The 23,310-nt window shown below is 64.6% G+C and carries 24 protein-coding genes; 13 read left to right on the top strand and 11 right to left on the bottom strand.

The window, feature by feature from the left end:
* Positions 1 to 3 precede the first annotated feature (3 nt).
* The 5 genes from AUL31_RS03260 to AUL31_RS03240 all read left to right on the top strand — a co-directional run bounded on the left by AUL31_RS03260 (position 4) and on the right by AUL31_RS03240 (position 4,658).
* Entirely contained in the window at positions 4 to 789 is a 786-nt protein-coding gene (locus AUL31_RS03260; RefSeq protein WP_060601231.1) for an SDR family oxidoreductase, read from the top strand.
* Positions 789 to 1,736: a 3-hydroxyacyl-CoA dehydrogenase gene (locus AUL31_RS03255; RefSeq protein WP_060601227.1), complete on the top strand. Its 948-nt coding sequence runs from the start codon at positions 789 to 791 to the stop codon at positions 1,734 to 1,736. The genes AUL31_RS03260 and AUL31_RS03255 overlap by 1 nt, the downstream gene beginning before the upstream one ends.
* 20 nt (positions 1,737 to 1,756) lie before the next feature.
* The gene (locus AUL31_RS03250) at positions 1,757 to 2,713 is read left to right on the top strand and encodes a beta-keto acid cleavage family enzyme (RefSeq protein ID WP_060601224.1); all 957 of its coding nucleotides are present in this window, start codon (positions 1,757 to 1,759) and stop codon (positions 2,711 to 2,713) included.
* 39 nt (positions 2,714 to 2,752) lie between these two features.
* The gene (locus AUL31_RS03245; RefSeq protein WP_060601220.1) at positions 2,753 to 3,631 is read left to right on the top strand and encodes an SMP-30/gluconolactonase/LRE family protein; all 879 of its coding nucleotides are present in this window, start codon (positions 2,753 to 2,755) and stop codon (positions 3,629 to 3,631) included.
* Between the two features lie 88 nt (positions 3,632 to 3,719).
* A complete protein-coding gene (locus AUL31_RS03240) occupies positions 3,720 to 4,658 on the top strand; it encodes a patatin-like phospholipase family protein (RefSeq protein WP_060601217.1) in 939 nt (312 codons plus the stop codon).
* Positions 4,659 to 4,679: 21 nt separating this feature from the next.
* Here AUL31_RS03240 and AUL31_RS03235 read toward each other — a convergent pair whose 3' ends face one another.
* Together AUL31_RS03235 and AUL31_RS03230 are read right to left on the bottom strand one after the other, a co-directional pair.
* Entirely contained in the window at positions 4,680 to 5,117 is a 438-nt protein-coding gene (locus tag AUL31_RS03235) for a CBS domain-containing protein (protein ID WP_060601804.1), read from the bottom strand.
* 72 nt (positions 5,118 to 5,189) lie between these two features.
* Complete coding sequence (locus tag AUL31_RS03230; protein ID WP_082646757.1) at positions 5,190 to 5,918, bottom strand: rhomboid family intramembrane serine protease; 729 nt, start codon at positions 5,916 to 5,918, stop codon at positions 5,190 to 5,192.
* Positions 5,919 to 6,380: 462 nt separating this feature from the next.
* On the opposite strand from AUL31_RS03230, the gene AUL31_RS03225 reads away from it, so the two are divergent.
* The gene (locus AUL31_RS03225; RefSeq protein ID WP_060601211.1) at positions 6,381 to 6,980 is read left to right on the top strand and encodes a transglutaminase-like cysteine peptidase; all 600 of its coding nucleotides are present in this window, start codon (positions 6,381 to 6,383) and stop codon (positions 6,978 to 6,980) included.
* Between the two features lie 77 nt (positions 6,981 to 7,057).
* On the opposite strand, the gene AUL31_RS03220 is transcribed toward AUL31_RS03225, so the two are convergent.
* The 3 genes from AUL31_RS03220 to AUL31_RS03210 all read right to left on the bottom strand — a co-directional run bounded on the left by AUL31_RS03220 (position 7,058) and on the right by AUL31_RS03210 (position 9,056).
* Positions 7,058 to 7,273, bottom strand: coding sequence for a DUF3126 family protein (locus tag AUL31_RS03220; RefSeq protein WP_143190114.1), 216 nt, complete (start codon positions 7,271 to 7,273; stop codon positions 7,058 to 7,060).
* 97 nt (positions 7,274 to 7,370) lie between these two features.
* Positions 7,371 to 8,192 carry a serine O-acetyltransferase gene (gene cysE, locus AUL31_RS03215; protein WP_060601205.1) on the bottom strand — a complete coding sequence of 274 codons (822 nt, stop codon included), beginning with the start codon at positions 8,190 to 8,192 and terminating at the stop codon, positions 7,371 to 7,373.
* Positions 8,193 to 8,270: 78 nt separating this feature from the next.
* Positions 8,271 to 9,056 (bottom strand): alpha/beta fold hydrolase, encoded by a 786-nt coding sequence (locus AUL31_RS03210; protein WP_060601202.1) that lies wholly within the window; start codon positions 9,054 to 9,056, stop codon positions 8,271 to 8,273.
* Between the two features lie 153 nt (positions 9,057 to 9,209).
* Between AUL31_RS03210 and AUL31_RS03205 the strand changes: the two genes are divergently transcribed.
* The 3 genes from AUL31_RS03205 to AUL31_RS20775 all read left to right on the top strand — a co-directional run bounded on the left by AUL31_RS03205 (position 9,210) and on the right by AUL31_RS20775 (position 12,543).
* Positions 9,210 to 9,464 (top strand): zinc-finger domain-containing protein, encoded by a 255-nt coding sequence (locus AUL31_RS03205; RefSeq protein WP_060601199.1) that lies wholly within the window; start codon positions 9,210 to 9,212, stop codon positions 9,462 to 9,464.
* A gap of 4 nt (positions 9,465 to 9,468) precedes the next feature.
* On the top strand, positions 9,469 to 10,641 hold the full coding sequence (locus tag AUL31_RS03200; RefSeq protein WP_060601196.1) for an FAD-dependent oxidoreductase: 1,173 nt from the start codon (positions 9,469 to 9,471) through the stop codon (positions 10,639 to 10,641).
* Positions 10,642 to 10,728: 87 nt separating this feature from the next.
* Positions 10,729 to 12,543, top strand: coding sequence for an OmpA family protein (locus AUL31_RS20775; protein ID WP_280137891.1), 1,815 nt, complete (start codon positions 10,729 to 10,731; stop codon positions 12,541 to 12,543).
* A gap of 70 nt (positions 12,544 to 12,613) precedes the next feature.
* On the opposite strand, the gene AUL31_RS03190 is transcribed toward AUL31_RS20775, so the two are convergent.
* The 5 genes from AUL31_RS03190 to AUL31_RS03170 all read right to left on the bottom strand — a co-directional run bounded on the left by AUL31_RS03190 (position 12,614) and on the right by AUL31_RS03170 (position 18,614).
* Positions 12,614 to 13,783 carry an AI-2E family transporter gene (locus AUL31_RS03190; protein ID WP_060601189.1) on the bottom strand — a complete coding sequence of 390 codons (1,170 nt, stop codon included), beginning with the start codon at positions 13,781 to 13,783 and terminating at the stop codon, positions 12,614 to 12,616.
* A gap of 142 nt (positions 13,784 to 13,925) precedes the next feature.
* Complete coding sequence (locus tag AUL31_RS03185) at positions 13,926 to 14,699, bottom strand: amino acid ABC transporter ATP-binding protein (RefSeq protein WP_039196063.1); 774 nt, start codon at positions 14,697 to 14,699, stop codon at positions 13,926 to 13,928.
* 70 nt (positions 14,700 to 14,769) lie between these two features.
* A complete protein-coding gene (locus AUL31_RS03180) occupies positions 14,770 to 16,269 on the bottom strand; it encodes an amino acid ABC transporter permease (protein WP_060601186.1) in 1,500 nt (499 codons plus the stop codon).
* Between the two features lie 55 nt (positions 16,270 to 16,324).
* Complete coding sequence (locus tag AUL31_RS03175) at positions 16,325 to 17,515, bottom strand: amino acid ABC transporter permease (RefSeq protein ID WP_060601183.1); 1,191 nt, start codon at positions 17,513 to 17,515, stop codon at positions 16,325 to 16,327.
* Positions 17,516 to 17,594: 79 nt separating this feature from the next.
* Positions 17,595 to 18,614, bottom strand: coding sequence for an amino acid ABC transporter substrate-binding protein (locus AUL31_RS03170; protein ID WP_060601180.1), 1,020 nt, complete (start codon positions 18,612 to 18,614; stop codon positions 17,595 to 17,597).
* Between the two features lie 196 nt (positions 18,615 to 18,810).
* Between AUL31_RS03170 and metC the strand changes: the two genes are divergently transcribed.
* The gene (gene metC / locus AUL31_RS03165) at positions 18,811 to 19,992 is read left to right on the top strand and encodes a cystathionine beta-lyase (protein ID WP_060601177.1); all 1,182 of its coding nucleotides are present in this window, start codon (positions 18,811 to 18,813) and stop codon (positions 19,990 to 19,992) included.
* Between the two features lie 19 nt (positions 19,993 to 20,011).
* On the opposite strand, the gene AUL31_RS03160 is transcribed toward metC, so the two are convergent.
* Positions 20,012 to 20,836 carry a polyphosphate kinase 2 family protein gene (locus AUL31_RS03160; RefSeq protein WP_060601175.1) on the bottom strand — a complete coding sequence of 275 codons (825 nt, stop codon included), beginning with the start codon at positions 20,834 to 20,836 and terminating at the stop codon, positions 20,012 to 20,014.
* Between the two features lie 237 nt (positions 20,837 to 21,073).
* Here AUL31_RS03160 and AUL31_RS03155 point away from each other — a divergent pair, with 237 nt between their 5' ends.
* The 3 genes from AUL31_RS03155 (at position 21,074) to rpsI (ending at position 23,279) form a co-directional block, all read left to right on the top strand.
* The gene (locus AUL31_RS03155) at positions 21,074 to 22,117 is read left to right on the top strand and encodes an SOUL family heme-binding protein (RefSeq protein ID WP_060601172.1); all 1,044 of its coding nucleotides are present in this window, start codon (positions 21,074 to 21,076) and stop codon (positions 22,115 to 22,117) included.
* 224 nt (positions 22,118 to 22,341) lie between these two features.
* Positions 22,342 to 22,806: a 50S ribosomal protein L13 gene (gene rplM / locus AUL31_RS03150; RefSeq protein WP_039196146.1), complete on the top strand. Its 465-nt coding sequence runs from the start codon at positions 22,342 to 22,344 to the stop codon at positions 22,804 to 22,806.
* Positions 22,806 to 23,279 carry a 30S ribosomal protein S9 gene (rpsI, locus tag AUL31_RS03145; protein WP_039196071.1) on the top strand — a complete coding sequence of 158 codons (474 nt, stop codon included), beginning with the start codon at positions 22,806 to 22,808 and terminating at the stop codon, positions 23,277 to 23,279. The genes rplM and rpsI overlap by 1 nt, the downstream gene beginning before the upstream one ends.
* The last annotated feature ends 31 nt before the right edge of the window (positions 23,280 to 23,310 follow it).

Genomic DNA, 23,310 nt, shown 5'->3' with positions numbered 1-23,310 from the left:
GGAATGTCGCAGAACATCATGAGCGGTCTCGGCGGGCAGCGCGTCATCGTGACGGCAGGGGCCGGCGGCATCGGCGAGGCGACCGTGCGGCTGCTGCATGCAGAGGGATGCCGCATCGCCCTTTGCGACGTATCCGACGAAGCGCTGGGCAGGATCGGCTCGGAGCTGCCCGGCATCACCACCCTGCGCGCCGACGTATCCGACGAAGGCGATGTCGCGCGGTTCTTCGAGGCTGCACTGTCGGCGCTCGGCGGCCTCGACGCCCTCGTCAACAATGCCGGCATCGCCGGGCCGACCGGCGGGGTGGAGGATATCTCGGTGGCGGATTGGCGGCGTTGCCTGGATATCGGCCTGACCGGCCAGTTCCTGTGCGCGCGCCTGGCCGTTCCGCACATCAAGGCGGCTGGCGGAGGCGCCATCGTCAACATGTCGTCTTCCGCCGGGCGCCACGGCTATGCCTACCGCACGCCGTATGCGGCCGCCAAATGGGGCGTGGTCGGCTTTACCCAATCGCTCGCCAAGGAGCTCGGGCCGTCCAATATCCGCGTCAATGCCGTACTGCCCGGCATCGTGGAAGGACCGCGCATGGACGGCGTCATCCGCGACCGTGCAGAACGGCTCGACCTGTCCTTCGACGAGATGAAGGCGCAATACCTCCAGACCGTATCGCTGAGGCGCATGGTGACGCCGCAGGATGTGGCGGCGTCCATCGCGTTCCTGATGTCGGATGCCGGCCGCAACCTTTCGGCGATGTCCTTCAACGTCGACGGCAATGTGGAGACGCTGTGATGGAGACGGTCGCAGTCATCGGCGCAGGCCTGATCGGCCGCGCATGGGCCATTACCTTCGCACGGGCGGGATGCCGCGTGCGCCTGTGGGACCCGGAGCCGAAGGCCATTCCGGAGGCACTCGCCTATATCGCATCCGTGGTCGACGACCTCGTCCGCAACGATCTGGCTGGCGGCCTCAGCCGGGATGCCATGATCGACGGCATTAAAGGCAGCGATACGCTTGCGGCGGCATTGCAAGGTGCACTCTGGGTGCAGGAGTGCGGCCCCGAGCGCATCGACACAAAACGGGAAACCTTCGCCCTCATGGACGAGATGGCCTCGCAGGAGGCCATACTGGCATCGTCATCCTCTGCCCTTCTGCCCTCGGCGATTTCCGAAGGGCTTGCAGGTCGGCAACGCTGCGTCGTGGCGCATCCCATCAACCCGCCTTATCTGGTTCCTGCGGTGGAGCTGGTGCCGGCGCCGTGGACGGACGCGCGGACGATGGAGCGCGGCGCCGAGTTTCTGCGAGCCATCGGCCAGGTGCCGCTGGTCATGGAACGCGAGATCGACGGCTTCATCATGAACCGGCTGCAGGGCGCCTTGCTGGACGAGGCATTCCGCCTGGTCGAGGGCGGCTATGCCAGCGCTGCCGATGTGGACCGTGGCATTGCCGATGGCCTGGCGCTGCGCTGGAGCTTCATCGGACCTTTCGAAACGATAGACCTGAATGCGCCGGGCGGCATCGAAGATTATGTCGCGCGCTACGGGCCCATGTATGCCGGCCTTGCGGAAAGCATGCGCCGCCAGCCCGACTGGGCCGGCATAACGGCGGCCGGCATCGGAGCGGAGCGCCGGCAGGCCCTGCCCGCAGACGGCCTGTCGGAACGGCAGCGCTGGCGCGACGCGCGCCTTATGGCGTTGCGCGCCCACAAACGCGCCGCCGACGCGCAATTCGGCAAGTGACCCGACCAGAGGAAACGATCATGTCCACCACCCCCGCCCCGACCGCCATGCCTTCCGGAAAGGTCATCATAACCTGTGCCGTTACCGGCGCCATCCATACGCCGACCATGTCGCCCTATCTGCCGATCACGCCCGACGAGATCGCAGCGGATGCCATCGGCGCGGCCGAGGCCGGAGCGGCGATCCTGCACCTGCATGCCCGCAACCCGGAAAACGGCAGGCCCGACCAGACGCCGGAGGCCTTCGCCAGGTTCCTGCCCCGGGTCAAGCAGGCCACCGACGCCGCCATCAACATCACGACCGGTGGCAGCCCGTACATGAAGGTGGAAGAACGCGTGCTGCCGGCAGCCACCTTCAAGCCGGAAGTCGCTTCCCTGAACATGGGGTCGATCAATTTCGGGCTGTATCACCTCGCCCCGCGCTACGAGACGTTCAAGTTCGACTGGGAGAAGCCGCATCTTGAGGCGACGCGGGACCTTGTCTTCCGCAACTCGTTCAAGGACATCGAGTACATACTGGAGACCTGCTACGACAACGGCACGCGTTTCGAGTTCGAGTGCTACGACATCGCGCATCTCTACAACCTCGCCCATTTTGCCGATCGCGGCCTCGTGAAGGCGCCGTTCTTCGTGCAGTCCGTGTTCGGCCTGCTCGGCGGCATCGGCACTCACCCCGAAGATGTCATGCACATGAAGCGGACGGCGGACCGGCTCTTCGGCGACAATTACCGCTGGTCGGTGCTGGGTGCCGGCTCCAGCCAGTTACGCATCGCAACGCAGGCCGCCGCGATGGGCGGCAATGTCCGCGTCGGGCTGGAGGATTCGCTCTGGGCCGGCAAGGGCAAGCTTGCCACGTCCAGCGCGGACCAGGTGCGGATGGTGCATCAGGTCATCGAGGGGCTCGGCCTCTCGGTCGCGACACCGGCCGAGGCCAGGGCGATCCTGCAATTGAAGGGCGGCGACAAGGTCGGCTTCTGAACAGGCCGCCGGCCAGCGTAGAAGAAGGGGAGGTTCTACATGCGCATCGAGGTTCTTTTGGACGTCAAGACGACGTTGGGTGAAGGCCCGCTCTGGGACGCCGAACAGGAGCGTCTCTATTTCATCGACAGCTTCGACGGTCGTGTTTTCCGCACGACGGTCGACGGAGGCGAAATCCGCGCCTGGGACGTGCCGGGCAAGATCGGCTCGATGGCCCTGCGCAAGGATGGCGAAGGGGCGATCGTTTCCCTGCAGCAAGGCTTCCACGCGCTGGACTTCAAGTCCGGCGATTGCGACCTGATCCACGATCCGGAGCCGGACAGTCCCGCCAACCGAATCAACGACGGCAAGGTGGACAGGCGCGGACGGTTCTTTGCCGGCTCCATGGACACGATGGAGGAAGGCCCCTTCGGCGCCCTCTACCGGCTCGACCCCGACTTTTCCGTGCATAGGATCGACACCGACATCATCTGCTCCAACGGGCCGTGCTTTTCTCCGGACGACAAAACCTTCTATTTCGCCGATACCTGGACGGGCGAGATCTGGGCCTACGACTACGACATCGAAACGGGCACCGCTTCCAACCGGCGGACCTTCGCGCGCGTGGACACATCCAGGGGCGGCGCGGCGGACGGCTCCACCGTGGATGCCGAAGGATGCCTCTGGAACGCCCTCGTCTATGATGGCCGGCTGGTGCGCTACACCCCGGACGGCGCAGTGGACCGTATCGTCGACATGCCGGTGAAGAAGGTGACGAGCGTCATGTTCGGGGGGCCGAACCTCGATATCCTGTTCGTCACCTCCATGGCGAAACCGCCCTTGCCGCGCTTTCCCGGCGACGGCGTCCAGCGCGGCAGCCTTTTCGCGCTGCACGACCTCGGCGTCCGCGGCCTGCCGGAGCCTCGCTTCGGGGCGTAAGGGGATCCACGAATTCCGTTTGGCGGCGCGATGAACTAATCTGCGCGCAAGAGCGGCCGACTGGCCGACGGAATCACATGGTCACTGAATGTTCCGACGGGTCTTCAAGCGTAACGAACCCTTCCGAGGTAGCCTCCAGCCTATTGCGGTACAGGAGCGCCCCCGTACCGGCGTGGCCCTGGCCCTCGGAGGCGGCGCGGCGCGCGGCTGGGCCCATATCGGCGTTCTGCGCGCACTGGACGAAGGCGGCATCCCGATCAGCATGATTGCCGGCACCTCCATCGGTGCGCTTGTCGGCGGCTGCTATCTCGCCGGCAAGCTCGATGCGCTGGAAGAGTTCGCCTGCTCTCTCACCCGGCGCGGTATCATCCGCTTCCTCGATTTCAGCATCAGCGGCGCGGGGCTGATCGGCGGCATGCGGCTGAACCGCAGGCTGGTCGAAGCCCTGTCCGACATGCAGATAGAGAGCCTTCCCAAACGCCTTGTCTGCGTGGCGACCGAAGCGCGCACTGGGCACGAAGTCTGGATCGACTCCGGCTCTCTCGTCACCGGCATGCGCGCCTCTTACGCCCTGCCCGGCGTTTTCCTGCCGGTCAAGTGCGGCGGGCGGATGCTGATGGACGGAGCCCTCGTCAACCCCGTGCCCGTGGCCGTGTGCCGCGTCTACGAGGAGCCGTTGGTGGTGGCGGTAAACCTGAATTACGACCTGTTCGGGCGGGCGGCTGTGCTGCGCCTGCGCGCCGGCGCCGACAAAGGCGGCGACGACACCCCGCGCGACGAAGAGGTGAAGCCCGACAAGGTGGGCATCGCCCGTTCCATGGTGGACGCCTTCGGTATCATCCAGGATCGCATATCGCGCGCCCGGCTGGCCGGCGACCCGCCGGACCTGTCGCTGCACCCCCGCGTGCGGGATATCGGCTTGTCGGAGTTTTTCCGCGCGCGAGAGGCGATCGACTTCGGCTATGCCGAGGCGCAGCGGCAATTGCCGGAAATCGCCCGGCTGGCGGAAAGTCTGCCCCGGCGCTGAACCCGCCGGGGCGATGCTGCTTCAACCGGCAGCGGTGTGGATATAGGCGCGCATGTCCTCGGCCTCGCGCTCTGCATCCTCGATCCGCCGCTTGACGACGTCGCCGATGGAGATGACACCCACCAGCACGCCATCCTCGCACACGGGCAGGTGGCGGAAGCGTCCGCGCGTCATGAGATCCATCACCTCGTCGACGGTCATCTCTTCCCGCGCGGTCACGACCTTCGTCGTCATCACGTCGGCCACCTTGCCCACCAGGGCCTGCGGGCCGTCGCGGCCGATGACGCGGACGATATCCCGCTCGGAAAGGATGCCGGCCACCCGCCCACCTTCGGACAGGGCCACAAGGGCGCCGATCCGCCGCTCCGACAGGATCGCCACCGCGTCCGACACCGTCACGTCCGGACTGATCGTTTCGACCGAACGTCCCTTGGATTCCAGTATTTGCCTGACCGTCATCGTTTCCTCCACAATGATCTTTTCCGGAGGATGGTGCGCCAGGCGCGGTCTTTCGGCAAGACGCGCCGGCAATCAATGATGGGTGTTGCGCCAGGGGACGGGGTCGAAGAAGCCGAAAGCGAGAAAGCCGAGGGCGAAGCCGCCAAGATGTGCTTCCCAGGCCACCGATGCGCCGTCACCGCCAAAGCCGACCGAACCGATGGCGATATTGGTGGCAAAGAAGATGAGCGTGAAGATGAGGACGGTCCGGTTGGATAGCGACTGCGCCACCGTCATACGCGGCGCAAGCGCGATCGCACCCGAGGTCAGTTGGCCCGGCGCGCCCAGCGCAAAGCGACATGCCCCGCCCATCAGGGCTGAAACGACGCCCGATGCGCCGATCATCGGCTGCAGGAGGTCCGGGTTCATGATGTAGAACAGCGCCGCGCCGCCCAGCGCGCCGGCCAGCGAAAACAGGACGAAGCGGCCACTGCCCAGGCGCCGCGCAACCGGCGTGCCGAATGCGACGAGCCACAGCGTGTTGGCGCCGAGATGGCCCCAGCTTCCGTGCAGGAAGGCATGCGTGAACGGCGCCCACAGATCCGCGCCCGACGGCCGCGACAGGCATTCCTGTATCGGCAGCGAGTAACAGGCCGGGATCAGGGCAAAGTCGAGCAGCACCCGGAAATCCGAATCTTCGCTCAAAAGGTTCATCCTGACGAAGTGGATCGCGGCCAGAAGCGCAATCGTGGCCAGCACGATGCCCGGTATGTTGAAGGCCGGCGGATTGGATGGCCGTACGGGCCGATACTCTGGCGTCACGCGGGAATTGTCCTCGAAGGAGCGGATAAACCTTTGATAAAGCCTGTTTTCACCGCCATCCAGTTTATTTCATGGCAAAAGCGGCGCTTTCAGGGGGGTTATCCCCCGCCTCTGTTAACCCGCCTATCATGCCCCGTTAAGCGACCTTGCAACCGGATTTACGATTGCCATCTCCGCCCGCTGCCGGACAGGTTAACGCCGGCACCGTGTCGGCGCATGCCCGCATTAACTTTTGCCCCGGCAATTGCGGGCATGGGGATGGCGGCTGGAAACCTGTTTGAATTCGCATTCTTTTAAGCTTGCGGGGATGTTACCGACACCGCTGAAATGCATCGAAACGGCTTCAGGCGGCCGCAAGCACGAGGTCTGAACAGCCCGCCACGGATTTGAGACAGATTGTCTCCCGCGTCTTGGAAAGCCGGTAAAAGGGCACTGCCATTGTCATTCCCGAAGACGGGAGACATGGCCGTGAACAAGTTTCTGACCATCAGCACTGTGGCAATCGGGTTCGTACTCGGGGTGTTCACCGCCCCTGCGAAGGCGGACATGCCGGTAACCGGACCGACGAGCCAGCCGGTTGGACATTACGTGTTCTGCCAGTCCTACCCCGAGCAATGCCAGCCGAACCGGCAGGTGCGGTTGACCCGCATGGACGACGCCACGTGGCGCCTGATCGTCGAGGTGAACAACACGGTCAACACGGCGATCACGCCGAAGACCGATCTGGAAATGCACGGTGTGCCGGAGCTCTGGTCGTACCCGACCACCGAGGGCGACTGCGAGGACTTCGCGCTTCTCAAGCAGTACATGCTGGAAAAGGCCGGCCTGCCGCGCTCTTCCCTGCTCATCACCGTCGTTCAGCAGCCGAACGGCGAAGGCCATGCCGTACTGACCGTGCGCACCGACGCCGGCGACTACGTCCTCGACAATCTGGACGAGCGGGTCCTGCGCTGGACCGATACCCCCTACCGCTTCCTGAAGCGCCAGGCGGAAGCCAATTCGGGCAAGTGGGCCGGCATCGCCGACGACCGCGACATGATGCTGGTCGGCAGCGTCCGCTAACTTCTGAGCGCAGCAAAAAGGGCCGCCGCGATGCCGCGACGGCCCTTTATCTATTTGCAGGTGACCGCGTGGGCGGATCAGTCTTCCAGGTCGATATCCAGGATGGTCATGGTGAAATGGTACGAGAGCTCGCCCTCGTCCGTATCCTTGGCGATCAGGCCGGCGAATTCGTCGTTGACATAGACTTCGGCGGTATCGCCGCTCTTCTTCGGCAGCGCCCGCACTTCGATGTCGCCACCCTTGAAGGTCTTCTTCAGGTAGGATTCGAGCTTCTTGATCTCATCACCCTTCACGGGCATCTCCTTGATTGTTCGGTCCGCATGTCCGGACGGATTCTTGTGTTGGGTCGGCTACCGGGGCCGAGGCGTTCGCGCCCCGGCAGGCAACGAACTAGTCGTCGCAGCCGGTGCACTGGTCCATGCTGCGCGCCGGCTCGGGGCAACCGGATGTTCCGATGATCTTGGCCGGAACGCCCGCTACCGTGGAGTTGGGCGGAACTTCCTTCAGGACGACAGAGCCCGCCGCAATGCGCGAGCAACGGCCGATCTCTATGTTGCCGAGGATCTTTGCCCCGGCGCCAATGAGCACGCCGTCGCCGATCTTGGGATGCCGGTCGCCGAATTCCTTGCCCGTTCCGCCCAGGGTCACATCCTGCAGGATAGAGACATTGTCGCCAATCCGCGCGGTGAAGCCCACGACAAGGCCCGTCGCATGATCGAGGAAGATGCCGCGTCCCATCTGCATGGCCGGGTGGATGTCGGTCTGGAAGACCGAGGACGAGCGCGATTGGATGTACAAGGCGAAGTCGCGCCGGCCCTGCTGCCACAGCCAGTGCGCCAGCCGGTGCGCCTGGATGGCGTGGAAACCCTTGAAGTACAACAGAGGCTCGACATACCGCTCGCAGGCCGGGTCGCGGTCGAAGACGGCCTGCAGGTCGATGCGGAGCGTATCGGCAAAGGCGGGTTCGGCAGCGGCCATCTGGCCGAACGCCTGGACGATCAGCGCGGCCGGCACGTCCGGGTGGCCAAGGCGAGAGGCAACGCGGTGCGCCAGCGCGGCTTCCAGCGTATCGTGGTTCAGGATGGTCGCGTAGATGAAGCCGCTGAGCGCAGGTTCGCTTTCGCCGATCGCCAGCGCCTCGTCGCGGATGCCCAGCCAGATCGGATCGACCGCCTGTAGGCGCTCACGTGTCCTGTTGCCGATGACGCTCATAGAAGCTCCTGCATGCCCTTAACGCCGGTTCACCGGAAATAGATAGTCTGGCGCGCGGTCCACGTCAGCCCAGGCGCTTCAATTAAACGAGGAAGCATCGGGCGTGAACCCGCGTTCGGCGAGAAAGCGCAAAACCGCCGCCTTGAAGTTGCGGTCTCCCACCGCCAGCATATGGTCTCGCCCCTCCAGCGCAAGGGCTTTGGCATCCGGCATAAGCTGCGCCAGCTTGTCGGCCGACCCTGCGATATCGTCTTTCGTACCGACGGCGATCAGCGTCGGCACGTCGAGCGCGGCGATCGCCTCGCGCGAAGGCTCCTGCCTGTTGGCCTGGATGCAGGCGGCAAGCGCCAGCCTGTCGCTGCGCGTCCTGTCGGCGAAACTGCGGAACATGCGGCCGCGCTCGTGCGTGACATCGTCCAGCGAGGGGGCCAGCAATGCCTCGGCGATCGGGTCCCAGTCGCCGACGCCTTCCACGAGGCCGTAGCCGAGGCCGCCAAGGATCAGCGCCGCGACGCGCGCCCGATGCTCCAGCGCGGCGAAGACGGAGATGCGCGCGCCCATGGAATAGCCGAACCATACCGCCTTGTTCAGGGACAGATGATCCAGAAGGGCTATGCAGTCTCCCGCCATGACCGGAGGCGTATACAACGGGGCCTCGTGCGGCTTGTCGCTGGCGCCGTGGCCGCGATGATCCAGCGCGATGACGCGGTAGCCGGCATCGCCGAGGGTCTGGACCCAGCCCGGCTCTATCCAGTTGACGCGTGCGGACGAGGCAAAGCCATGCACGAGCAGGATCGGCAGGCCGTCACGCGGCCCTTCGTCCAGATAGGCGAATTTCAATCCATCGTTCTCGAAGGTTTCCATGCCGCGTTCCCGTGCCGATCCCGTCCGCCTGTTACCCTACCCGCTTTGCAGAAGGCTACCCCCCGCACGATACAATCGAAGCATTGCCTAACCGGGCCCCTTTCCAATATGGTCCGCGCCGACGCGACACGCTGAATGAACGGAGACGGTCTCATGGCCGCGCACGCAACGCCCCATTTCCAGAACGACGCCGGACACGCCACGATCGAGATCGGCGTGAAGGAATTCATGTGCGTCGGCGCGACGGCGCCTTTCGACCATCCGCACGTCTATCTCGACATGGGCGACGAGACCGAGAAGGTCTGCCCATACTGCTCGACGCTCTATCGCTTCAACGCCGCCCTGCATTACGACCAAACGGTGCCGGCCGGATGCTACTACGAAGATCCGCGCGCGCGCGCCGCCTGAGGCGTTGCACGATATCGCCATTGTCGGGGCCGGCATTGCCGGTCTGACGACAGCCCTGTGCCTGGCCCGCACCGGCTCTCGCGTTCGCGTATTCGAGCGCGCGGCAGCGGCCCAGCCGGTTGGCGCCGGCATCCAGCTTTCGCCCAATGCGCTGCGGGTCATGGCCCGGCTGGGCTGCCTGGAAGCGCTGGTGGCGCGCGGGACGCTTGCTGCCGCGGTAACGCTGCGCGACGGGCGTACCGGCCGCACGCTCGCTGATGTGCCGGTGCAGGCCGCCGATGGCACACCCTATCTGTCCATCCACCGCGCCGACCTGCATTCCGTGCTGCTGGATGCAGCCCTGGCCGATGCCGCGATCAGCGTGAGCTTCGGACACACATTGACGGCCCTAAACGAAACGGAGGCTTGGGTAGGCCTGCGCTTCGGTGCCGACGAACATGTGTTCAAGCTTCTGGTGGCGGCCGATGGCGTCGGCTCTGCCGTCGCGGCCGACCTCGGCTTTTCTTCACCCGGGCGCTCTCCGTATGCGGCCTGGCGCTTTCTGCGGCCTGCGGGCAATGGCGAAACCAGCGGTATAGAGGCCTGGCTGGACGCGCGCTGGCACGCGGTGACCTATCCCGTGCACGCCGGGGGCTCGCGTAACCTCGTCGTCATCGCGCGGACCGATTTCGTGGCGCCGGACGACGGCTCCCCCGCCCGACTGGCCGCCGCCCTGTCGGGCCGCGCCGCCCCCGGCCTTGTCGAAACCATACAAGGGGGCGCCTTCGTCGGATGCTGGCAGATGTCGGCCGTTCCGCCTGAGCGCCCCTATGCGAAGGGAAACCGCATCGTGCTTGTCGGTGATGCGGCGCACGGGATGCTGCCGTTTGCGGCGCAGGGCGCAGCCATGGGCATCGAGGATGCGGCCGTGTTGGCCGCCTGCCTTGCCGATGGCGCGCCTGAGCCTTTGACGCGCTACGAGGCGCTGCGGCGGCCGCGCATTGCCAGCGTGCTGAAGCGGGTACGCTTCCACGACCGTGTCTACCACCTGCCGCGCCCCGTTTCGCTGGCGCGCGATGCGGTCATGCGCCTGACGCCGCCGGCCCGGCTGGCGGCATCGCTGTCATGGCTCTACGACTGGGCGCCACCCGAATTGCCCGGGTCCGCCTTTGAAACATCGCAAAGAAACGCTAGCTGACAATCGACCGGGAGCGCCTTGCGGCTCTGAACGCCGCCAGGCAATGCACCCGAAATCTGTAAGGGACAGATAGAAAAAGGTCGATCCGTGTCAAAAATCAAGAAGGCCGCCCGCCTGGCCTGTATCGGAGCGCTCGTGACATCGACGGCGCTTGCCGGCCCGCTGTCCGCGATGGCTCAGGAGCCCGCCCCCGAAACGCAGCAGGAAGTGCCACCACCGGAGCCTGAGCCGCAGCCGGCGCCCCCGATCGAGGAGCCGCCCGTGGAACCGCCTGCCGAGATCACCCCGCCGCCACCGGCGGAAGTGCCTGCCCCACCGCCGGTGGAGGAGCCCGCACCCCAGCCCGAACCGGAGCCTCAGCCAGAGCCGCAACCCAAGCCGATCCCGCAGCCTCCGGTAGAAGTGCCGCCCGCACCGCCAGAGGAGATCGCACCGCCGGCCGAGGAGGCTCCGCCTGCCCCGTTGGAGGTACCTGCACCCGCCGAGCCCGGCCCGTCGGAGCCCGTTCCGGCCGAGCCTGCACCGCCGCCCCCCTCACCCGTGCCGCCCGCATCCGAAACACGCGCGGACCCGAACGCGACCGTCGGAGACCCGGAAGACCTGCCGGTCGACCAAGGGACAGAAAGCGACGTGCCGGCGCAACCGGAAGAGACGGCTCCGCCAGCCCCGACACCTCCCGAGCCCGCCCCGGATGCCGCGCCGGCCCCCGATGGCGCCACGCAGCCCGTACCGGTTCCGCCGTCTCAGCCGACACCGCCGCCAGGCGTCGAGGAGCCCGCGCCCGAAGCTGCAACTCCGCCGCCGCCACCGGCCGAAGCCGCACCTCCGGCAGAGCAGCCGCAGCCGGTGGATGCGGAAATCCAGACCGCACCCGTTGCACCCGGCGAGGTCGGCGCCAGCGATGCCCGTGTGCAACGCCTGATCGAACCCGTAGAGATTCAGCCGATCACGCAGCAGGCCGGGCAGCGGATCGAGGCTGCGCCGCAGCCGCAGCTACCGCCCGACGTGGAGGTTGTGCAGCGCTCGGGCAACCGCGATATCCTGACCATCGTCGGAGCGGGCCTTGCCGGCGCGGCGGCCGGGGCCGCGGCATCCTATTTCATCCGCCCGGACGACCGGCAGCGCTTGCAACGCGATTCCCGCGATTACTATGTGGAACAGCTTCCACGCGGAATGACGCGTGAAACGGTAGTGCGCGACAATGGCGTGCAGGTGGTGACGATCACCAATGAGTATGGCGACGTCATCCAGCGCTCGCGCATCAGCCCGGACGGACGCGAGGACGTCCTGTTCTACGATCCCTATGCGGAAGACGACACGCGTGCCGGCTACGCCTACGACGCGGGCGCCGACCTGCCGCCGCTGCGCGTCGCCATTCCGCGAGACCGCTACATCGTGGATGTGATGCAGCCGGACGAAGACCTGTACTACGATACGATCGTCGCGCCTCCGGTCGAGACGGTGGAGCGCATCTATTCGGTGGACGAGGTGCGGCGCTCGGCCCGTATCCGCGACAAAGTACGGCGCATCGACCTGGCGACGATCAACTTCGCGTTCGGCTCTGCCGATATCGAACAGGACGAGGTTCGCAACCTGCAGGCCCTGGCCGATGCCGTTGCGCGGGTGATCGACGAGAACCCTTCAGAGTCATTCCTGCTGGAGGGACATACGGACGCCGTGGGCAGCAATATCGCCAACCTTGCGCTATCGGATCGACGCGCAGAGTCCGTTGCGGTGGCGCTGACGGAATATTTCGGCATCCCGCCTGAAAACCTGATCACGCAGGGCTATGGCGAAGAACAGCTGAAGGTCGTCACGCAGGAGCCCAACCGGGAAAACCGCCGCGTCACGCTTCGGCGCATAACGCCCCTGGTCAAGCCGGTCGTCACCAGCCAGCGTTGAATGGCGTAGGGGCCGCCACGGCGGCCCCTTCCTGGCGGCTTGAAGGCCCCCGGCCGGCGAGTGATGTCTTCTATTCCTGGGCAGGCGGCGTCCTGTCGGATGCCAGGAAGTTTCCAAGCGGCTGCAGGCTGTCCACATAGCTGGCGAGGATCTTCACGCCCACCATGATCGGCACCGCCAGGAACATGCCGGTGACACCCCAGATCCAGCCCCAGAACGCCACCGAAAGAAACACGGCAGCGGCATTCATCTCCAGCCGCCGTCCGACGATCATCGGCGTCAGGAACTGCCCTTCCAGCGAGGTGCAGGCAAAATAGACGAGCACGGGAATCAACGCCGCGGTCACATCGCCGAACTCCGCCAGCGCGATGACACCGACCAGCGCCATGCCGACGATCGCGCCGATATAGGGAATGAAGTTGAGGACGGTGGCCAGCGCGCCGAAAACGGCCGGCGTCGGCATGTTGACCATCCACAGGCTGAACCCCACGGCAACGCCCAGTCCGATATTGATGAGCGTGATGGTGAACAGGTAGCGAGACAGCTCCTTTTCGATTTCATGCGCGATGGAGAGGGCCCGCTTCTTGTCCGAAAAGGTCGGCATCGACTGGACGAGTTTCTGGTGGAACAGATCTCCCGATGCCAGCAGGAAGAACAGGAAGATCAGCGCAAAGCCAACTCCCGCCAGCATCTGCGGCGCACTGTTGGCCGCCGTATCCAGCAATGTGGGCGAGCGCACCACCACTTCGCGGGGCTCTTCCGGCTGCGGCCCCTGCACCTCATCCTGCGGTACGGTGACCGCCGATGCATCCTCCACGCCGCTGCGCAGGCGCGTTAGCCGACCGAACTGCTGCTGGACGGACGACACTTCCTCTTCCACGGCCTGCGCGTAGCTCGGCGCGTTGCGCACGATCTGCGTCAGCGGATCGCTGAGGGCGTAGAACATCGCCGTCAGGCCGACCAGCGTTCCCAGCACCAGGAAGATTGCGGTAATCGGCTCGGGCACCTTCAGCCGGCGCCGGAAGAAGCGGACGATCGGGCTGAGCACCAGGGCGAACAGAAGCGCGAACACGACCGGCAGGATGAAGCTTGCCGTCAGGTACAGCATGCCCCCGAAGAGGATGAGAAAAATGCCGATGACGGCCCAACGGGGGCCCACCTGAACGGTCTGCTTGGTGACGAGCCCGATATTCGGGGCAACAATGGTTTTGCCCTCGTCTGACGACCTGTCGTCTGCCATCGTATTCTCACCCCTCGATCTGGTGAGCTAACGTGTCGCAGGCATGGTCGTTCCGCCGGCAACCGCCTCTTGCCAGGCAGCAAGCAAAAAGGGGCGGCGCAATGCGCCACCCCTTGGAAAAAAGCGATGTTGCTGCCGGGTTCTAATGCAGGATCTGCGACAGGAACAGCCGGGTCCGCTCGTGCTGCGGATTGCGGAAGAACTCTTCCGGTACGTTCTGCTCTACGATCTGGCCGGCATCCATGAAGATGACGCGATCCGCGACCTGGCGTGCGAAGCCCATTTCGTGCGTGACGCAGATCATGGTCATGCCCTCTTCGGCCAGGCCCACCATGACGTCCAGCACTTCCTTGATCATTTCCGGATCGAGCGCCGAGGTCGGCTCGTCGAACAGCATGACCTTGGGGCTCATGCAGAGCGAGCGGGCGATGGCCACGCGCTGCTGCTGGCCGCCCGAAAGCTGGCCCGGATATTTATGCGCCTGATCCGGGATCTTGACCCGGGTCAGATAGTGCATCGCGATTTCCTCGGCCTTGGCCTTGGGCATTTTGCGCACCCAGATCGGGGCAAGGGTGCAGTTTTCCAGAATCGTCAGATGCGGGAACAGGTTGAAGTGCTGGAACACCATGCCGACCTCGCGACGCACGACGTCGATCTTCTTGAGGTCGTTGGTCAGCTCGACATTGTCGACGATGATCTGGCCCTTCTGGTGTTCTTCCAGCCGGTTGATGCACCGGATCATCGTGGACTTGCCGGAACCGGATGGGCCGCAGACGACGATACGCTCGCCGGTGCGGACCTTCAGGTTGATGTCGCGCAGCACATGGAACTCGCCGTACCACTTGTTGACATTGATGAGTTCGATGGCGGTTTCGCCGGTCTTGGTGGCCACCTTGGCCGCTGTTTCAACGCTCATGCCGAAACTCCGAGATATTGGGGGAAAACCGGCGGCCGCAGGGGCGACCGCCGTTGGATCTATTATTCGGCTAGTGCTTGTGGCCGGTACTCAGGCGCCCTTCCATGTAGATGGAGTAGCGCGACATGGCGAAGCAGAACAACCAGAACACGAAACCGGCGAAGACGAGGCCCGTTGCCGGCGTGGATGGGGTTATCCAGGCCGGGTCGTTGAAGCCGCGCCGAACCGTACCGAGCAGATCTGCGATACCGATGATGTAGACAAGGCTCGTATCCTTGAACAGGCCGATGAAGGTGTTCACGATACCCGGGATCACCAGCCGCAACGCCTGCGGCAGGATAATCATCCGCATCTTCTGCCAGTAGGTCAGCGCCATTGCGTCGGCGCCTTCATACTGGCCCTTCGGAATGGCCTGGAGCCCGCCGCGGATCACTTCCGCCATGTAGGCGGCAGAGAACAGGGCGACACCCACCAGGACACGCAGGAGCTGGTTGAAGCTCGTGCCTGCCGGCATGAACAGCGGCAACATGAAGTTGGCCATGAACAGCACGGTGATCAGCGGAACGCCGCGCCAGAACTCGATGAAGATCACCGAGAGCAGCCGCACCGCCGGCATGGACGAGACCCGCCCGAGCGCCAGCAGGATACCGATGGGCAGCGATGCGACGATGCCGACAACCGCCACCACCAGTGTCACCAGCAGGCCGCCCCAGAGGTTCGTGGGAACATGGGAAAGGCCGAAATGCGTGGTCAGCACCAGCGTGAGGGCTGCCGCCACGATGGGCGGTACGATCAGCGAAACAGCCGCAGACTTGCGCTCCGCCGTCGCGGCCGTCGCCGCCAACGCCAACAGGTTCGCACCCAGCGCGGCAAACAGCGCAACCGCAGACAATTGCGAGAAGCGGTAGGTCAGGATGCCGACCCGGCCGGAATTGAGGACATAGTTGGCAAGGATGGCCGCCAGCGAAACCGCCAGCAGAACCTTGGCCGCCTTCATCATCACGTGCCGGTTGACGAGCGGGCTTATCGCAACGGCCTGCGCCACGGCGATGGCCGCCGCGACCAGGAAGAAGAGCGCGATGGCGCCGCCGCCGAGGGTGAAACGGCCGCCCGTGAGCAGGACGAGCGCCACCGGCGGCAGCACCGCGAGCAGCAGCACCGCGGTCAGCTTCTTGAACGGCACGCGCGGAATGGCGACGGCGACAAGAAGCACGGCGAAAGCCGCGAACACCAGGTCGACGCGCCAACGCTGGTCCACCGGATAGAGGCCGTAGACGAACTGGCTGAAGCGGGCCCGGATGAAGGCCCAGCAGGCACCGACCGCCTGCCCGTCCTGCGCAAGACATGCCGTACGGTCCTGCCCGGTGAAGACGGCGGTGGCGAAGCCCCACTGATAGATGTTCCAGGCAAGCCAGGCGACGAACAACGACAGAACGATGGTCAGCACGCTGTCGAACGGGGTGGCGAACAGATGCGTGCGCGTCCAGCCGAACACACCCCTTTCGCTGCCCGGCGGCGGTAGTGCCGCCTTCGGCTCGCGGGCGACATATGCGGAAACTTGTTCTTCCATGCGGTTAATTCCCCCGATCGAAGAACTGAAGATGATTGCGGTTCATGGGGGTTCCTCAGCGTTCGACCAGCCGCATGCGACGGTTGAACCAGTTCATCAGGATGGACACGGTGAGGCTCAATCCGAGATAGACCGTCATCCAGATCATCACGACCTCGATAGACTGGCCCGACTGGTTGAGAACGGTCGATCCGACGGCAACGAGATCGGGGTAACCGATCGCAAGGCCCAGCGACGAATTCTTGGTCAGGTTGAGATACTGGCTTGTCAGCGGCGGGATGATGACCCGCAGCGCCTGCGGCACGATCACCAGACGCAGCGCAAGATTGCGGCGCAGCCCCAGCGAAGCCGCAGCCTCGCTTTGCCCCTTGGATACCGCCAGCACGCCGGCGCGCACGATCTCCGCGATGAAGGAGGCCGTATAGACCGACAAAGCGAGGAAGATGGCCAGGAACTCCGGCCGGATCTGGAAGCCGCCCGTCAGGTTGAAGGTACCGCGTGTCGGTGTTTCCAGCGTTGCCGGCATGCCGGTTGCCAGGAAGACGACAAGCGGCAGCGCGACGATCAGGCCGAGTGCGATGGGCCACAGCTTGCGCCGCTTGCCCGTCTTCATCTGCTGCGCGCGGAATATCCGGCCCAGGATGAACGTCAGCACGATGCCGGCCAGCAGCGCCACCCCCGTCATCCAGGCGAGATCGCCCCAGACGGCAATGGGTGTCTGCAGGCCCCGATTGGACAGGTAGACTTCGCCCGGGAACTCGATGGCCTGGCGCGGCAGCGGCAGCACCGCCAGCACGCCGAAATACCAGAACAGGATCACCAGCAGCGGCGGTATGTTGCGGAAGATCTCGACATAGGCCGTCGCCATGCTGCGCACGACGAAATTGTGCGACAGCCGGCCCAGTCCGACGATGAATCCCAGGATCGTCGCAAAGACGACGCCGGTCCCCGCGACGATGAGCGTGTTGACGAGACCAACCAGAAGGGCATGCCCGTAGGTGGAATCGCTCGTGTAGCCGATCGGCACCTGGGAGATGTCGAAACCGGCCCTCCCCTCGAGGAAGCCGAAGCCGGAAGCGATATTGGCTGAGCGAAGGTTGGTCGCGGTGTTGTGAACGATCCACCAGCCGAACGCGAAAATAGCGCCGACCAGCAGAACCTGGATGACCAGGCCTCGCACCGTGGGATTTGTCCAAAGGCTTTCGCGAGCCTCAGCGGATTTCAACGACTGTGTGTCTGCCGTCATGAGGTTCCGTCAAATTTTTAAAGCGAAATCAAGAAACCGCGGACCTTGAAGGCCCGCGGTCGATTGTCATGCCGTCGGTTCAGCGAACCGGCGGAGCGTACTGCAAGCCGCCATTGGTCCACAGCGCGTTCTGGCCGCGGGCGATACCCAGTGGCGAACCTGCGCCGACATTGCGCTCGAACATTTCGCCATAGTTGCCGACGGCCTTGACGGCCTGGGCAGCCCAGTCGGCCGGAAGGCCGGCATCGGCGCCGAACGTGCCCTCGGTGCCGAGAAGACGACGGATCTCGACGTTGTCGGAGGTCTTCATCTCTTCGACGTTCGCCTGCGTGATGCCGAACTCTTCGGCGTTCAGCAGGGCGAAGTGCACCCACTTCACGACGTCGAACCACTGCGGGTCACCCTGGCGCACGGCAGGACCGAGCGGCTCCTTGGAGATGATCTCCGGCAGCACGATATGCTCGTCCGGGTTGCCCAGCTCGAGGCGCGACGCATACAGGCCGGAAGCGTCCGTCGTCAGCGCATCGCAACGGCCGCTGTCGTAGGCGGCGTTGACGTCTGCCTGGGACTCGATGACGACCGGATTGTACTCGAGGTTGTTGGCGCGGAAGTAATCCGCGAGGTTCAGCTCGGTGGTGGTGCCGCTCTGCACGCAGACCGTGGCGCCCGAAAGCTGCAGGGCCGAATTGACGCCGAGCGCCTCGCGCACCATGAAGCCCTGGCCGTCATAGTAATTGACGCCGGCGAAATCCAGGCCGAGCGCCGTATCGCGGCTCATCGTCCAGGTGGTGTTACGGGCCAGAACGTCGACTTCGTTGTTCTGAAGGGCCGGGAAACGCTGCACGGCCGAGAGCGGCGTGAAGGTTACCTTGGTGCCGTCACCGAAGATGGCGGCCGCGATGGCGCGGCAGTAATCGACATCGAGGCCGGCCCATTCGCCGTCATCCTTCTGATAGCCGAAACCCGGAAGGCCGGTATTGACGCCGCAGCGGACCGTACCGCGCTCCTTGGTGGCCGCGAGCGTCTGTGCGGATGCGGTCCCCGCCGCGACACCCAGTGCCGAGAGGCAGAGGGCGGCAGTCAGAAGCTTCAATTTCATAGAACACCTTCCGTTTGAATATGAACGTATCGAAATCATTGCCGAGCATAAGGCCGCGCGGTATCCACGCCATGACTTCGACTGACGGCAATCACATGCGATAAAAATTGGCAGGTCAAGCTTCAGCCGCATTTTTTGCACGAGCGAAAGGTGTACTCGAAATTACTGCACGTTCCGTGATCAAAAGGACGTAAACTTGAGCAACAATCAGAAGTCTTCAACACGTAATCGTCATCTGCACACGCAGGCCGCTCATGCGGGGTGGGATCCGGCGACCCACGATGGCTTCATCCATCCCCCTGTCGTGCATGCTTCCACGGTGCTGTTTCCCGACACGGAAACCATGCGCCGGGGCGCACAGCGATATACTTACGGGCTTCGCGGCACACCCACGACCGAGGCGCTGGAAGCTGCGCTGGACGTCATGGAAGGCTCGGCGGGGACGATCCTGGTGCCGTCCGGCCTGGCTGCGATCACCGTACCTCTTCTGGCGTTCCTGAGTGCCGGGGATCATCTACTTTGCGTAGATTCGGTCTATGGGCCGACGCGCCGCTTCTGTGCACAGATGCTGCAGCGCACAGGTGTGGATATCACCTACTTCCATCCGGACGACGACCTCGAATCGCACATGCGGCCCGAGACGCGGGTCGTGTTTCTGGAGGCGCCCGGATCCAACACGTTCGAGATGCTCGACGTGGCGCGGGCCTGCGAAATCGCCCATGCGGGCGGCGCCGTGACGATGATGGACAACACCTGGGCGACGCCCATGTATTTCCGGCCGTTGGAACACGGTGTGGACCTGTCCATCCATGCCCTGACCAAGTATCCGGCCGGCCATTCCGACGTGATGCTGGGCAGCGTATCGGCCACGCGCGAAACCTACGGGCGCCTCCGCGAGGCGCAGATGGCGCTGGGCGTCAACGCGGCCCCCGACGATGCCTATCTGACGCTGCGCGGCCTGCGCACCATGCCCACCCGGATCGAGCGTCATGGCCGCTCCGCGCTGGAAATCGCGCAATGGCTGGAGGGGCGTCCGGGCGTTGCCCGGGTGCTTCATCCGGCCCTGCCCTCCTTTGCCGGCCATGCCTTGTATGAACGGCAGTTCTCCGGCTCGACGGGGCTGTTCTCGATGGTGCTGGACGGCGGCGGCAACCAAGAGGCCGCGGCCTTCCTGGATGCCCTGGAGCTTTTTGGACTGGGTTACTCCTGGGGCGGCTTCGAGAGCCTGGCGCTGCAGCCGGACCTGTCCGACCGTGTCGCCGCGAAGGCGCCGGCCGAAGGCCCCGTCATCCGGCTGCAGATCGGCCTGGAAGACGTTTCGGACCTGCAGGAAGATATCGAGCGCGGCTTCGCGGCCGTCGAGGCGCTCCGCGCCTGACGCCGGCATCGCCCCCGCGTCACGACCGGTGACGCGGGGCGATATCCTGCTTCATCTTCTCGAACTGCTTGCGCAGTTTATCGGGCGGCTGACGCGGCTTCAGATCGACCCCGCTGGACAGGCGTTCCGCGATCGCCTCCAGCGCCATGATGCGGGCGTAGCGCTTGTCGTTGGCCGGCACCAGAACCCACGGCGCATTGGCGGCGCCGGTGCGCGCCAGCATGTCGTTGGCGGCGTCCTCGTATTCGTACCATTTGTCGCGATTGCGAAAATCCTCGTAGCTCAGTTTCCACCGCTTCAGCGGATTTTCCATGCGATCGCGGAAGCGCACGAACTGCTCGTCGGCGGTGATATAAAGAAAAAGCTTCACGACGCGGATGCCGCTATCCGTCAACGACCGCTCGAAGGCGACGATCTCGTCATAGGCGCGCTGCCACTCGCCCTCGCTGGCATAGCCCTCGACACGCTCGACCAGGACACGGCCGTACCAGGAGCGGTCGAATACGGCGATGCCGCCTTTCGACGGCAGCTTTTCCCAGAAGCGCGCCATATAGTGACGCTGCTTGTCGGCCTCGGACGGTGCCGATATCGGCCACACCTTGAAGCCGCGCGGGTCCATCACCGTCGACATCCGCCTGATGGTGCCGCCCTTGCCGGCGGCATCCCACCCTTCGAACACGACGACGGCACTGTCGCCGGTATTCAGGTAGGCCTGTTGTAGCTGCACGAAGGTCTTCTGCACGGCTTTCTTGCGCTGGCTGTATGCGACCTTGTCGAGATGCTGGCTCATATCCAGTCGGTCGAGACGGGGCACGCCCGCCTCGTCGGAAAAGGTTGTGCCCATGCCGTACCCCCGAAAAAAGAGAGCGGCACGAGGCCGCTCTCAAGTCTGGCTGGAGTATCAGGTCACGAAACCCGATGCCCCCTTAACGCGCCTCCGGCGATTTGGTTGCCGTGTGGACGATCGCATCGCAGTCGCAACCAAGCGGGGCCTGCGACGTTTAGGACCGGAACGCCCACCGGCGTGACGGGCGCTTGCAGTTGCCCGATAAAAGACCAAGCCAGGCGCAGGAGATTATGCATGTTCCGCGACAAGCCCACGGCCTATGACAGGCTGACGGATGCCATCAGCGATATCGGAGATCGGATCGCTGAGCTCGAAGGCCAGATAGCCGACCGGGTCAACCCCAAGCCGAGCACGTTCGAGCGTCTCAAGCGCGAAGTCTCCCGCCTGCCGGGCCTGCCGCATCAGCGCAGCCGTTGGGATTTCCTGTCCAATCTGCATCTGCCAAGCGCCGACGACGCACGCAGCCAGCTCGATCGCGCCCAGCGCTCGCTGCGTTCCGGCGCGCATGAGGTGAGCGACCATGTAAGAGAGGGCGCAGGGACGCTGCGCTCTTACCTGCCGGCAATCACGCCGGCGCTGGGTAGCCTGCGCTTGCCTGCCGCATCCGACATCCAGGCGCTGCGCCGCCGCCACCGCCCGCAGGGCCTGCTGGACCATGTCCGCAACAATCCCGGCCTGTCGACGGCCGTGGTGGTGGGTGGCGTCGTGCTTGCCGCCGGCGCGGCGCTGTATGCCAGCAACAAGATTGCCGAGCATGCCGAAGAGCCCGATTACGACGTCGTGCGCAAGGAAGGCGACATCGAGATCCGCGATTACGAGGCCATGCTCGTCGCCGAGACGGTCAAGGGCGGTTACCACGAGAAGGCGCGACGCCTTGGCTTCGAGGCGCTCTACAACTTCATCCGTGCCCATAACCGGTCCGGCAAGAAGATCGCCATGACGACGCCGGTCCTGCAGCAGCTGTCCGAAGGCGACGGCAAGGCAAAGGGATGGGCGATCCGCTTCATCATGCCGAGCAAGTACTCCAAGTCGAGCCTGCCGGCACCGGAGACCGACGATGTGCGCATCGAAGAGGTACCGGCGCGGCGGATGGTGGCGATCCGCTTCGGCGGCGTGTTCAACGCCTCGCTGGCCAGCAAGAAGCTGATGGCGCTCTACAACTACCTCGCCGACGAGAACCTGAAGCAGAAGGGCGATCCGGTCTACGCCTTCTACAACCCGCCCTGGACGCCCGGCTTCCTGCGTCGGAACGAGATTCTGATCGAGGTCGAATCCTGATAATAAAATGATACCGCTCAACGTGGTGTCATGATACCTCACAACGAAACCCCCGGCTTTCCGGGGGTTTCGGACGTTTCGAAGCTGTCTTATTTTGCCGTCGGCAGCTTGATTGTCGCAAGCTTTGCCGTTATGGAGTGCGTCGAAAGCGGCCGATCGGTCGCCTTTTTCGTGTGTTGGGTATGACCCCGGCCTCCGAACGCACCTTTCCAAAGGGCATTGAGATGAAAACCTTCTCGCAGAAGAACGAGACGGTCGAGAAGAAGTGGATCCTGATCGACGCCGAAGGGCTTGTCGTCGGCCGCCTCGCGTCGCTCGTCGCACTCCGCCTTCGTGGCAAGCATAAGCCGACCTTCACCCCGCACATCGACGACGGTGACAATGTCATCATCGTCAACGCCGACAAGGTGGTGTTCACGGGCAAGAAGTTCCAGGACAAGACCTATTACTGGCACACCGGCTACGCCGGCGGCATCAAGGAGCGCAAGGCGCGCGAGATCCTCGAGGGTCGCTTCCCCGAGCGCGTGCTCGAGAAGGCCGTCGAGCGCATGCTGCCGCGCGGCCCGCTTGGCCGTCGCCAGTTGAAGAACCTGCGCGTCTATGCCGGCGCGGAACATCCGCACACGGCCCAGACGCCTGAAACGCTGGATGTCAAGGCGCTCAACGCCAAGAACACGAGGGCTGCATAATGGCCGATCTGAACTCCCTCCAGGATCTCGGCGCCAGCCCGGCCGCGCAGCCGGAAGCGCCCGTCCATGTCCAGAAGCTTGACGCCCAGGGCCGCGCCTACGCGACCGGCAAGCGCAAGGATGCGGTTGCCCGCGTCTGGGTCAAGCCGGGCAGCGGCAAGATCACGATCAACAACCGCGACTTCTCGGAATACTTCGCGCGTCCGGTGCTGCAGATGGTGCTGCGTCAGCCCATCGTCGCCGCAGCGCGCGATGGCCAGTTCGACGTTGTCGCCACGGTTGCCGGCGGCGGTCTTTCCGGCCAGGCCGGTGCCGTGCGCCACGGCATCTCGCGCGCCCTCACCTACTACGAGCCGGGCCTTCGCTCGGTTCTCAAGAAGGGCGGCTTCCTGACGCGCGACAGCCGTACGGTCGAGCGCAAGAAGTACGGCAAGGCCAAGGCCCGTCGTTCGTTCCAGTTCTCGAAGCGCTGACATTTTCGCGTTTCATTTCGGACTTACGAGG

The organism is Aureimonas altamirensis (assembly GCF_001463885.1).
GTDB lineage: Bacteria > Pseudomonadota > Alphaproteobacteria > Rhizobiales > Rhizobiaceae > Aureimonas > Aureimonas altamirensis.
The sequence above is the reverse complement of the archived record's forward strand: the minus strand, read 5'-3'. Positions and strand labels throughout refer to the sequence as shown.